Origin of the sequence: Brachybacterium tyrofermentans (genome assembly GCF_039526165.1) — a bacterium.
Lineage (GTDB): Bacteria > Actinomycetota > Actinomycetes > Actinomycetales > Dermabacteraceae > Brachybacterium > Brachybacterium tyrofermentans.
Window position 1 is genome coordinate 70,774 of record NZ_BAAAIR010000003.1, and the last position, 11,312, is coordinate 82,085.

An 11,312-nucleotide genomic window follows, 5' to 3' on the forward strand; every position below is an offset into this window, starting at 1 on the left:
TCGGCCGAACTGGGTCCACCCGGGCGGAGCGGGCCCCCGGCAGGAACGACGCAGCGGCCCCGGGACACCGTGGTCCCGAGGCCGCTGCAGCGTGCGGAGACGGCGCGATCAGACCACGATGTTCACGATCTTCGGGGCGCGCACGATGACCTTGCGGACGGTCTGACCCTCGAGGACCTCCTGCACTCGCTGCTCCGCCATCACGCGAGCCTCCAGATCGGCCTCGGAGATCTCCGGGTCGACCTCGATCTTGTGGCGCACCTTGCCCTTGACCTGGATGACGCAGGTGACCATGTCGGCCTTGACCAGCTCCGGATCCGCCACCGGGTAGGCGACGCGCGAGATGGACTCCTCATGGCCCAGGCGGGACCACAGCTCCTCCGCCAGGTGCGGGGCGAGCGGCGAGACCATCAGCACCAGCGGCTCGACGGCCTCGCGCGGCGCGGTCCCGACCTTGGTCAGGTGGTTCACCAGCTCGATGAGCTTGGCGATGGCCGTGTTGAAGTGCATCTGGGCCATGTCGCGGCTGACCCCGTCGATGGCACGGTGCGTGGCCTGCTTGGTGGCGAGGGCCGCGGGCTCGTTCGAGACCGTGAGGTCGCCGGACTCCTCGTCGACCACCAAGCGCCACAGCCGCTGCAGGAACCGCTGCGAGCCGACCACGGCCCGGGTCTCCCAGGGACGCGAGAGGTCCAGCGGACCCATCGACATCTCGTAGACACGCAGTGTGTCCGCGCCGTACTCCTCGTACATGTCGTCGGGCGCGACCGCGTTCTTCAGCGACTTGCCCATCTTCCCGTACTCCTGGGCGACGCTCTCGCCCTGGTACGTGAAGGTGCCGTCGGCCTCGGCGACGACCTCCTCGGCCGGGACGTACACGCCGCGGGAGTCGGTGTAGGCGTAGGCCTGGATGTAGCCCTGGTTGAACAGGCGGTGGAACGGCTCCTGGCTGGAGACGTCACCGCGGTCGAAGAGCACCTTGTGCCAGAAGCGCGCGTACAGCAGGTGCAGCACAGCGTGCTCGACGCCGCCGACGTACAGGTCGACGCCGCCCACGCCGCCGTCCTCACGGGCGCCCAGCCAGTACGCCTCGTTCTCGCGGCGCACCAGGACGTCGTGCTCGGTGGGGTCGATGTAGCGCAGGTGGTACCAGGAGGACCCGGCCCACTGCGGCATCGTGTTGGTCTCGCGGTGATAGGTCTTCAGCCCCTCGCCCAGGTCCAGCTCGACCGTGGCCCACTCCGTCGCGCGCGACAGTGGGGTCTGCGGCTCGGTGTCCGCGTCCTGGGGGTCGAAGGTCTTGGGGGAGAAGTCGGCGACCTCGGGGAGATCCAGCGGCAGCATCGATTCCGGCAGCGGGATCGGCACCTCGGGGTTCTCGGGGTCGTAGACCACCGGGAAGGGCTCGCCCCAGTAGCGCTGGCGGGAGAACAGCCAGTCCCGCAGGCGGTAGGTGGTGCGGGCCCGGCCGAAGCCCTTGTCGCTCGCGTACTGCGTCGCGCGGGTCTTCGCCTCGTCCTTGTCCAGGCCGTTGAGGTCCAGATCGGCGTTGGTGGAGTTGATCTTCTCGCCCTCGCCGGTCCAGGCGCCGCCCTCGAAGTCGGCGGGCGGCTGCACGGTGCGGATGACGGGCAGGTCGAACGTCGTGGCGAAGGCATGGTCGCGCACGTCCTCCGCGGGCACGGCCATGATCGCGCCGGTGCCGTAGCCGGTCAGCACATAGTCCGCGGTGAAGACAGGCAGCTCGCGGCCGTCCATCGGGTTCGTCGCGATGAGACCGGTGAACACACCGGTCTTCTCCCGGTCGTCCGCCGTGCGCTCGTCCTCGCCCAGTGCGGCGGCGCGGGCACGGTAGGCGTCGACGGCCTCGCGCGGGGTGGCCGCTCCGCCGGTCCACGACGCCTTGGTGCCCTCGGGCCAGGCGGCGGGCAGGGCCGACGGGTCCTGCAGCAGCCCGTGCTCGGGGGAGAGCACGCAGAACGTGGCCCCGAACAGGGTGTCCGCGCGGGTGGTGAAGACGTCGAAGGTGGCGCCCGGATCCACCGCGAGGCCGACGGCGGGGAAGGTGATCTGTGCCCCGTGGCTGCGACCGATCCAGTTGCGCTGCATCGAACGGATCGACTCGGGCCAGTCCACCCGGTCCAGGTCATCGATCAGGCGGTCCGCGAAGGCGGTGATGCGCATGTTCCACTGGCGCAGGCGCCGGGTGAACACCGGGAAGTTGCCGCGCTCGGAGCGGCCCTCGGCGGTGACCTCCTCGTTGGCCAGCACGGTGCCCAGGCCGGGGCACCAGTTCACCGGGGTCTCGGAGATGTAGGTCAGGCGGAAGGCATCGGCCAGCTGCGAGATCTCGGCGTCGGAGGCGGCGGTGACGTCGGCGGGGGAGCGGCCGGCCCATGCCTCGGGCAGGTCGATGCCCTGGCGGTCGGCCAGCGCGAAGGGGTCCACAGCCCCTGAGCGCAGCTCATCGCGCAGCTCGGCGATGGGGCGGGCCTTCCCCGTGACACCGTCGGCGTTCGGCGCCTCGGGGTCGTACCAGGAGTCGAAGATGCGAAGGAAGATCCACTGCGTCCACTTCACGAACTCCGGATCGGTGGTGGCCAGCGACCGGCGGGAGTCGTGGGAGAGTCCCAGCCGATGCAGCTGACGGCGCATGTTCGCGACGTTCGACTCGGTGGTGGTGCGCGGGTGGGTGCCGGTCTGGACGGCGTACTGCTCGGCCGGCAGCCCGAAGGCGTCGTAGCCCATCGTGTACAGCACGTTCTTGCCCATCATCCGCTGGTGGCGGGCGACGACGTCGGTCGCGATGTAACCCAGCGGGTGGCCCACGTGCAGCCCCGCCCCGGAGGGGTAGGGGAACATGTCCATGATGTACATCTTCTCGGCGGACTCCGCGGACCCGGCGGCCGACGCGGACACGGCCTGCTCGAGGGACTCGACCTCGCCGCGCAGCTCGCCGACGGGATTGTCGGCGTAGAAGGTGCCGTCCTCGTCCCACCGCTGCTGCCAGCGGCGTTCGATCTCGTCCGCCACGGCGGCGGTGTAGCGGTACGGGGCCTCGCTCATGGGTGAATCGTCCTCCGGAGGATCGGTGCGGCAGATGCCGTCAGGTGGTGCGTGACATGAAAAAACCCTCGCGCAGGCGAGGGGAGCCGCGTCGGTGCCCGCACAGGCACACCAGCGCGCTCAGGAGCGCGGGGCGGGCGCGGGCCTTGTCCGACGCGGCTGCATAAGCAGAAGCCGTCGTGCCACGCGTTCATGGTACCGCGCCCTCGTGGTGACCTGAGTGCGGTCACCACGAGGGTGCAGGAAGGGCCCGGTGGGGCGCGCGATCAGCCCTGAGGCAGCTTCAGGTTGGGGTCCTTGTCACCGAAGCCTTCGGGGAGCGAGAAGGGGACGAACTGCTGCATCGTGGGATCCACGTAATGCTGCGCCTCCTTCACCAGGTTCTCCGGGGTGTCCGAAGCCTGGGTCAGGCTGCCTTGCATGGTCTCCATGGCATCCCACAGCTTCGTCCCGACCGGCAGGGGAGGCCGGGACCTCGTGACGTCCAGAAGCTCGACGAAGAACTCGATCCTCGGGTCCCATCCCTCCGGATCCGCGATGGTCTCGAGATTCGTCGGGATGCCGGTGAGCGGCGGCATGAGGATCTTCTGGCCTTCGTACCCTGCGTAGAACTTCAGCAGCTCCCAGGCAGGCTTCGACATGCTCGAGCCTTTGGGCATCGCCAGGGCGAAGCCACCGGACCAGCTGAACGGATCATCGCCGTCGGCGGGCACGGGGAGGTGGGTCACCGCGTAGTTCATATCCGGCTTGTAGTCCGCGAGGCTCCGCACGGCGCCGGGGTTCGTGATCTGGAGCAGCTGGCGGTCCGAGAAGAAGGAGGTCTGCGCGGGCGGGGCGTTCGGCGGCTGGTAGGTCGCCTTGAACGCATCCATGCGCGGGAAGTCCAGTCGATCGATCCAGCCGGCATACATCTTCGCGACGGCCAGCATCTCCGGGGAGTCCAGCAGCACATGGCCGCTCTGGTCGTCGTAGAAGGGGACGCCGGCGGCCATCGCCCACATGATCATCTTCGCCTGATCGTCCCAGGGGATCCACGTGACGCGTTCGTACGTTCCCCGCTCGTCCTGCACGTTGAAGGAGTCGTTGACCTCCCACAGCTGGTCGTAGGTCATGGGGCCGTTGTCCGGGTCGAACAGGGCGGGGTCGAGACCCGCCTCGTCGACCAGATCCATGTTCACGTACATGGCGCGGGTGTCCGTGGAGGTCGGCAGCCCGTAGTACTGGCCGTCGTACCGGAGCTCGTCGGTGGCGAAATTGATCCACCCGGACATGAACTCCTCGGGGCTGACGCCCTCGTGCTCCTCGATGAGGTCGTCGATGGGCTCGAGGAGCCCGAGGGAGGCGAACTGAGGAGCGTTGAAGCGGTCCATCCAGTACAGGTCGGGCCCTGTTCTGCCACGGATCGCGGTGATGACGCTCGAGGCATCGCCCTCACCGTTCGACGGCACCTGGGAGACCTTGACCTTCACGTCCGGGTTCTGCTCGGAGAATGCCTCGAGGACCTTTGCCTCCTTGTCAGCATCCGCTGCACCGAGTCCCCAGAGCACCACGGAGTTCGGATCGCGTTCGTCGCCGACGGGACGGTTCGTGCAGCTGACGATCGAGCCGCCGGCGATGGTCACGCTCGCGCCGGCGCCGAGGGCACGGATGAGGGTTCGACGATCGATCATTGAATACCTCCGAGGATGGGGCCGTTGGGGAGATGTCGGTGGATGGGGCCGGGCCGACGCGTCAGCGACGCCGTACCGCGACTGGGCATGGGTGAGGACACCACAGGAGCGGGGCGGAAGTGCAGTGACTTCCGCTCCGCTCCTGGACGTGCCGGTAAGGAGATCAGGCGTCCTTCGCCTGCTTGGCCTTCTCGACGTCCTCGACGCCGAAGTTCGGGTCCGGTTCCCCGAAGCCCTCGGGCAGGGAGACCGGGCAGAACTGCTGCATCGTCGGGTCCACGTACGCCTGGGCCTCCTTGACCAGGTTCTCCGGTGTGTCGGAGCTCTGGTTGAGGCTGTCCTGCATCGTGAGCATCGCGTCCCACAGCTTGGTGCCCACCGGCAGCGGCGGGCGGGACTTGGCCACGCCCATCAGCTCCACGAAGAAGGAGATGTCGCGGTTCCAGCCCTCGGGGTCCTTGACGGTCTCGATGTTCGTGGGGATACGGCTGATCTGCGGCATCAGGATCTTCTGGCCCTCGTACCCGGCGTAGAACTTGAAGAATTCCCACGAGGCCTTGGACATGCTCGCTCCCTTGGGCATCACCAGTGCGAAGCCGCCGGCCCAGGTGAACGGGTCATCGCCCTCGTTCGGGACGGGCAGATGGGTGACGCCGTAGTTCATGTCCGGTTTGTAGTCGGCCTGACCCTGCACGCCCCACGGACCGCTGATCTGGAACAGCTGACGGTCCGAGAAGAACGAGGTCTGGGTGGGCGGGGCGTTCGGCGGCTGGTAGGTGGCCTTGAACGCGTCCAGCCGGGGGAAGTCCAGCTTCTCGACCCATCCCTCGTACATCGTCGCCACGGCGAGCATCTCGGGGGAGTCCAGCAGCGTATGGCACGACTCGTTGGAGAAGAACGGCACATCGTTGGCCATGGCCCACATGAGGAGCGAGGCCTGGTCGTCCCAGGGGATCCAGGTGACCTTCTCATAGGTGCCGCGTTCGTCCTGAACGCTGAACTGATCGTTGATCTCCCACATCTGGTCGTAGGACATCGGCCCGTTCTTCGGGTCCAGCAGAGCCGGGTCGATCCCGGCTTCGTGCGCCTGGTCCAGGTTGACGTAGAGACCGCGGGTGTCCGTGTCCATCGGCAGCCCGTAGTAATTGCCGTCGTAGAACAGCTCGTCGGTGGCGAACTTGACCCATCCCGACATGAATTCCTCAGGGCTGACGCCCTCGTACTCCTCGATGAGATCGTCGATCGGCTCGAGCAGGCCGAGCGAGGCGAACTGCGCCCCGTTGAAGCGGTCCATGAAATAGACATCCGGGCCGGTGCGACCGCGCACCGCGGTGATGACGCTGGAGGCGTCGCCCTGACCGTTCGACGGCACCTGGGCGATCTGGATCTTGATGTCGGGGTGCTTCTCGCTGAAGGCCTCGACGATCTTCGCCTCCTTCTCGGCGTCGGACGCCCAGATGCCCCACACCTTGACGGTGTCCGGGTCGCGGTTCTCACCCACGGGGCGATTCGTGCAGCTGACGATGGAACCGCCGGCGACGGTGACGCTCGCACCAGCCCCGAGGGCACGCAGAAGTGTTCGTCGATCGATCACTTGAATCCTCCGAGGGTGATACCGCTGATGAAGTAGCGCTGGAACATGAAGAACAGGATGACCAGCGGCAGCAGCACCAGGAACGAGGCGGCCATGAGCAGGTTGAACTGGATGTCCTGAGCATTCACGGAGCGGAACACCTGCATACCGATCGACAGCGTCTGCTTGCTCGTGTCCTGGAGGTAGATCAGGGGGCCCATGAAGTCGTTCCATGTGCCGACCGCCGCGAAGATCGCGATCACCGTGACCGCGGGACGCGCAGTGGGGAACACGATCCGCCAGGCGATGGACCATTCGCTGGCGCCGTCGACACGTGCCGCGTCCATCATGTCCTTCGGCGTCTGCAGCATGAACTGTCGCAGGAGGAAGGTGAAGAACCCGCCGGCGAACAGTGCCGGCGCGATCAACGGCACCCAGGTGTTCACGAAGCCGAGGCCCGCCCACATGTCGAACATCGGGATCAGGGTGACGGGGAAGGGCAGGAACAGGGTGGCCAGCACGATGAAGAACACCTTGTTCCGCCCGGGCCACTCGATGCAGGCGAAGCCGTACGCCACGATGAAATTCGAGATCACGCTGAAGACCACCACGCTGATCGTGATGATCGCGGTGTTCCGGAAGAACGTCCAGAACGGCATCACGGTGACGGCGTCGGAGAAGTTCTGCCACCGGAACTCGGTGGGGAACAGGGTGGGCGGGAACTGTGCGAGCTCCTCGGGCGTCTTCAGCGCGGAGATGAGCATCCAGTACAGCGGGAGCGAGAACAGGATGAGCACGAGGAGCATCACGAGGCGCGAGATCCAGGCGCCCACCGGGCTCTGCCGGGAGCCGTCCGCGTTGCGGCCGTAGTCGGACCGCGACTTGAGCTTGGGGGACTGACCGAGATTCTGCGTCCCGGTCTCGAGAGTATTGATAGCCATGTCTGTGTTCTGCTCCTCAGCCGGCCGACACGTCGTAGTTCACGAACCGGCGCGAGAGCCAGTAGATGAGTCCGGCCAGCACCATGCCGAACAGGAACAGCAGCACGGCCAATGCGGAGGCGAAGCCGAGCTGCCCGTACGAGAAGGCGTTGCGGTACAGGTACAGCATGTAGAACAGCGTCGAGTTGTCCGGGCCGCCGTTGGTCATGATGAACGCCTCGGTGAACACCATCATCGCGCCGGAGACGCCCGTGATCAGGTTGAACAGGATCGTGGGAGTCAGCAGCGGAACGGTGATCGAGAAGAACTGGCGGAACTTGCCCGCGCCGTCGATGCGTGCTGCTTCGTAGAGCGTCTCGGGAATGTTCCGCAGGCCCGCCAGATAGATGAGCGCGGCGTTGCCTGCGCCCAGCTGGGCCATCACGATCATCACGATCTTCGCGTAGCGCGGCTCGCCCAGCAGGTTGGTGTCCGGCATGCCGAACAGGCCCAGGAACTGGTTCACGATGCCGAACTGGGGGTTCACGAACACGATGAAGATGAACGACATCGCGAACATCGGGATCAGCGAGGGCAGGTACAGCAGGGTGCGGTAGATCGCGACCTCGCGCACGTTGCGGTTCATCGCCATTGCCAGCAGCAGGGCCACGATCAGACCGATCGGCACCGCCAGCAGCATGTAGTAGACGGTGTTGCCCACCGAGGTGTGCACCATCGGATCGGCGAACGCGGCGATGTAGTTCTGGAACCCGATGAATGTCGGAGTCTGCATCCCCGAGTACTGCGTCAGGCTGATCACGAAGGAGTAGATCAGCGGATAGATGACGAAGACAGCGACCCCGATGATCCACGGGGAGATGAAGAGCAGCCCCACTCGGAGATTGCGCTTCTCGCGCCCCGTGAGCTTCCTCTTGGCGGCTTTGCCGCCGGTGCCGTTCCGGGCGCTGGGCCCACTTCGCGCAGTGCGGTCTGCGACGGGGCCGGCGCCGGATGAACCGGCCCGCGGTGTGTCCGTGGCAATGGCTTCGCTCGCGCTCATCGCTCTCCCTTCGGGTACTCACCGCGCCGCCATCGGAGCGGTGGAACGGAACGCCAGGCATCGGTGCCTTCGTGGGCGCGCCGACCTCGGCGCACTGACCACGCTGTTCCTGTGAGGTAGGTTACTCACACCGATGGACTTATGCAATAACCGCTTAAGCGATACCCTGCGACAGGCACACGGCGGGCAGGGCGAGGAGGGGTGGGATGCGCGGATCTTCGATGACGGATATCGGCGAGTTCAACGAGAAGCTGGTGCTGCAGACGATCCGCAGCGCCCCGGAGGGCATCGGGCAGTCCGACGTGGTCCGGCGCAGTCATCTCTCCCGGCAGGCGGTCTCGCTGATCACGCGCCGTCTGCTGGGGGACGGGCTGATCGAGCAGGCCGGGCGGCGGATCTCCGGTCCCGGCAAGCCGCACACGCTGCTGCGGGTGGTCGCCGATGCACGTCTCGCGATCGGTGTGCACCTGGATCCCGCCCACATCACCGTCGTGGTCTGCGATCTCGCAGCCCGTCCCGTGGCCAGGGCGACCCTCGAGCCGCCGACGGAGGATCCTCAGGCCGACATCGCCCGCATCGCCGACGCGATCGGGGCCCTGACCCGATCCCTCGGGGCACGGCCGTCGGAGCCCGTCGAGGACCCCGCCGAGCGGCACGAGCGGTCCGAGGCCCAGGAGGCCCTGCCCGCCGGCCGCCGGCTGCTCGGGATCGGCATCGCGGCCCCGGCCGGTCTCGACGCTGAGGCCGGCATCCTGCGCGATCCGCCGTGGATGCCCGGCTGGCGCGATGTCCCGGTGGTCGACGCGCTGAGCGCGGCGACGGGACTCCCGGCGATGCTCGACAAGGACACCAACGCCGCCCTCACCGGTGAGATCTGGTCGCGGCACCTCGACGCCTCGCAGACCGTCCTGTACCTCTATGTCGGCCACGGCGTCGGCTCGGCGATCAGCGCCAATGGGAGGGTGCATCGGGGCGGGAGCACCCAGGCCGGGGAGGTCGGGCACCTGCCGATCGGGCGGGCGGGGGAGATCTGCTCCTGCGGCCGCGCCGGCTGCCTCAGCCTCTATACCGACGCCCATGTCCTGGTGGGTCGCGCGCGCTCCCTCGGTGTCCCTCTGCCTGCCGGCGACGACATGACCGCCGCGCTCACGGCCCTCTCGCAGGCGGCGGAGGACGGTTCGGACGCGGCGCGAGGCGTCATCGCCGATCACGGCATCGCCCTGGGGGCCGCGGTGCGTCTCCTGGCGGGCATCCATGACCCGCGCCGGATCATCATCGGCGGACCGACCTGGCCCGCTCTGAGCTCCGTGGGCACGGCGCGGGTGCGGGAAGCCCTGGCGGACTGGTTGATCGAGGATCGCGCCGTGCTGGAGAACTCGCGGCTCGGCGACGACGGCGGGGCGATCGGTGCGGCGAGCCTGTTCCTCGACCAGGAGCTCGCGCCCGGCACCCCGGGCCCGTCCCCGTTCTGAGTGCCCTTCGGCGGTCAGACGCCGAGCAGGCCGGAGATCAGGAGCAGCACCACGACCGTTCCGATCGTCGTGATCAGCACGGTGTCCCGTGCGAGGTTCTCCGCGGCCCGGTAGCGAGCGGCGGCGACATAGACGTTCTGCGCCGTCGGCAGCGCGGCCATCACCACGACCTCGTAGAGAGAGTGCCCGGACAGCCCGAACAGCAGGCCGATGCCGAGGGCGATGAGGGGCATCACGAGCAGCTTCGCGCTCGAGGAGACGGCGATCAGACCGCGATAGCCGTCGTCCTTCGCGAGGGGCCGGGAGCCGTGCAGGGACAGCCCGTAGGCGAGCAGCATCGCGGGGATGGCCATGTCCGCGAGGGACTGGATCGGTTCGAGCACGACGCCCGGGATCTTCACGCCGAGCACCGCGAGCACCATGCCCACCGCGGCGGCGATGATCGTGGGGTTCGCGCCGATGCTGCGGGCCACGCCCTTGGGGCCGAGCGATTCCTTCTCCGTGATCTGGTGGAGCACGAACAGGTACAGCGGGTTGTAGACCGCCTGCTGGAAGAGGATCACGGGCAGGGCGTGGGAGATGTCTCCGAGCACGTAGGCGGCGATGGGGAAGCCCATGTTCGCGCCGTTGACCACGGAGCCGCTGATCGCCGCGACGACCAGCTCGGTGCCCCGGCGCTTCGTGAACAGCCGTACGCCGAGGATCAGCAGACCGCCGGTGGCCAGCCCGGAGATGCCTGCCACGGCCATCGGCACGGAGAAGATCTCGCGAAGGTCCGAGCTCAGCAGGCCCACGAGGACCAGGGCGGGGGAGGCGATGAAGAAGGTCGCCCGGTTCAGCACATAGCGGCCGTGGGGCCCGAGGACGCCCGTGCGGCCCGCCACCCAGCCCACGGCGATGAGGGACCAGACGATGAAGAACCCGGCCAGGACCCCGGTCACAGCAGGGGAGGGGGCTGGGCGGTGTTCACGGGGGAGATCCTAGACGTCGAGCGGGAAAGGGGCTTCCCGTGTCCACCGGTTGCCGCGGGCCGGGCGGACGGGCGATGGCGAGGTGCCCGGGCGGGGGGCCGGGGCGAAGCGCCCGGGCGGGCTGCCGTGGGGCCGGCTCAGCGCATGCCGTGCGACTCGCGGCCGCAGAGCTGGTCCGGCATCCCCGGGACGGGCTGCGCGCCGTCGTCGCCGATCGCGACGATGCGGTTGCTCTCGTCCACATGGACCACCCGGGGCCGGTGGGAGGAGATCTCGGTCTCGTCGAGCTGGCCGTACGCCATGAGGATCACGAGGTCACCGGGGGCCACGAGGTGGGCGGCGGCGCCGTTGATGCCGATCACGCCGCTGCCGCGCTCACCCTCGATCACGTAGGTGGTGAGGCGGTGACCATTGGTGATGTCCACGATCGTGACCTGCTCGTTCTCGACCAGGCCGGCCGCCTCGGTGAGAACGGGGTCGATCGTCACCGAGCCCACGTAGTGCAGGTCTGCCTGCGTGACGGTGGCTCGGTGGATCTTCGAAGTCATGAGTGTGCGCAACATCGTCCTTCCAGTCTCCC

Annotated in this window: 8 protein-coding genes; 1 reads left to right on the forward strand and 7 read right to left on the reverse strand. The window is 67.8% G+C overall.

The features are described 5' to 3' along the window. Window positions 1-108 precede the first annotated feature (108 nt). The 5 genes from leuS to ABD093_RS00405 all read right to left on the reverse strand — a co-directional run bounded on the left by leuS (window position 109) and on the right by ABD093_RS00405 (window position 8,289). A complete protein-coding gene (gene leuS, locus ABD093_RS00385; protein WP_343921890.1) occupies window positions 109-3,066 on the reverse strand; it encodes a leucine--tRNA ligase in 2,958 nt (985 codons plus the stop codon). Window positions 3,067-3,332: 266 nt separating this feature from the next. Continuing rightward, entirely contained in the window at window positions 3,333-4,736 is a 1,404-nt protein-coding gene (locus ABD093_RS00390; RefSeq protein WP_343921891.1) for an extracellular solute-binding protein, read from the reverse strand. Between the two features lie 163 nt (window positions 4,737-4,899). Beyond that, complete coding sequence (locus ABD093_RS00395; RefSeq protein WP_114305346.1) at window positions 4,900-6,330, reverse strand: extracellular solute-binding protein; 1,431 nt, start codon at window positions 6,328-6,330, stop codon at window positions 4,900-4,902. Next, window positions 6,327-7,250, reverse strand: a complete 924-nt coding sequence (locus ABD093_RS00400) for a carbohydrate ABC transporter permease (protein WP_114305344.1) — start codon at window positions 7,248-7,250, stop codon at window positions 6,327-6,329. Before ABD093_RS00400 ends, ABD093_RS00395 begins: the two co-directional genes overlap by 4 nt. 16 nt (window positions 7,251-7,266) lie before the next feature. Beyond that, on the reverse strand, window positions 7,267-8,289 hold the full coding sequence (locus ABD093_RS00405) for a carbohydrate ABC transporter permease (RefSeq protein ID WP_343921892.1): 1,023 nt from the start codon (window positions 8,287-8,289) through the stop codon (window positions 7,267-7,269). A 206-nt stretch (window positions 8,290-8,495) separates the two neighbouring features. Here ABD093_RS00405 and ABD093_RS00410 point away from each other — a divergent pair, with 206 nt between their 5' ends. Beyond that, complete coding sequence (locus ABD093_RS00410) at window positions 8,496-9,761, forward strand: ROK family transcriptional regulator (RefSeq protein WP_193118202.1); 1,266 nt, start codon at window positions 8,496-8,498, stop codon at window positions 9,759-9,761. 14 nt (window positions 9,762-9,775) lie between these two features. Here ABD093_RS00410 and ABD093_RS00415 read toward each other — a convergent pair whose 3' ends face one another. Then, window positions 9,776-10,702, reverse strand: a complete 927-nt coding sequence (locus tag ABD093_RS00415) for an AEC family transporter (protein ID WP_193118201.1) — start codon at window positions 10,700-10,702, stop codon at window positions 9,776-9,778. Window positions 10,703-10,869: 167 nt separating this feature from the next. Then, the gene (panD, locus tag ABD093_RS00420; protein WP_193118200.1) at window positions 10,870-11,295 is read right to left on the reverse strand and encodes an aspartate 1-decarboxylase; all 426 of its coding nucleotides are present in this window, start codon (window positions 11,293-11,295) and stop codon (window positions 10,870-10,872) included. Window positions 11,296-11,312 lie beyond the last annotated feature (17 nt).

Excerpts from the sequence above, each read along its gene's own strand:
- leuS (WP_343921890.1), bottom strand. The coding sequence starts at position 3,066 with ATGAGCGAGGCCCCGTACCGCTACACCGCCGCCGTGGCGGACGAGATC.
- ABD093_RS00390 (WP_343921891.1), bottom strand. The coding sequence starts at position 4,736 with ATGATCGATCGTCGAACCCTCATCCGTGCCCTCGGCGCCGGCGCGAGC.
- ABD093_RS00400 (WP_114305344.1), bottom strand. The coding sequence starts at position 7,250 with ATGGCTATCAATACTCTCGAGACCGGGACGCAGAATCTCGGTCAGTCC.
- ABD093_RS00405 (WP_343921892.1), bottom strand. The coding sequence starts at position 8,289 with ATGAGCGCGAGCGAAGCCATTGCCACGGACACACCGCGGGCCGGTTCA.
- ABD093_RS00410 (WP_193118202.1), top strand. The coding sequence starts at position 8,496 with ATGCGCGGATCTTCGATGACGGATATCGGCGAGTTCAACGAGAAGCTG.
- panD (WP_193118200.1), bottom strand. The coding sequence starts at position 11,295 with ATGTTGCGCACACTCATGACTTCGAAGATCCACCGAGCCACCGTCACG.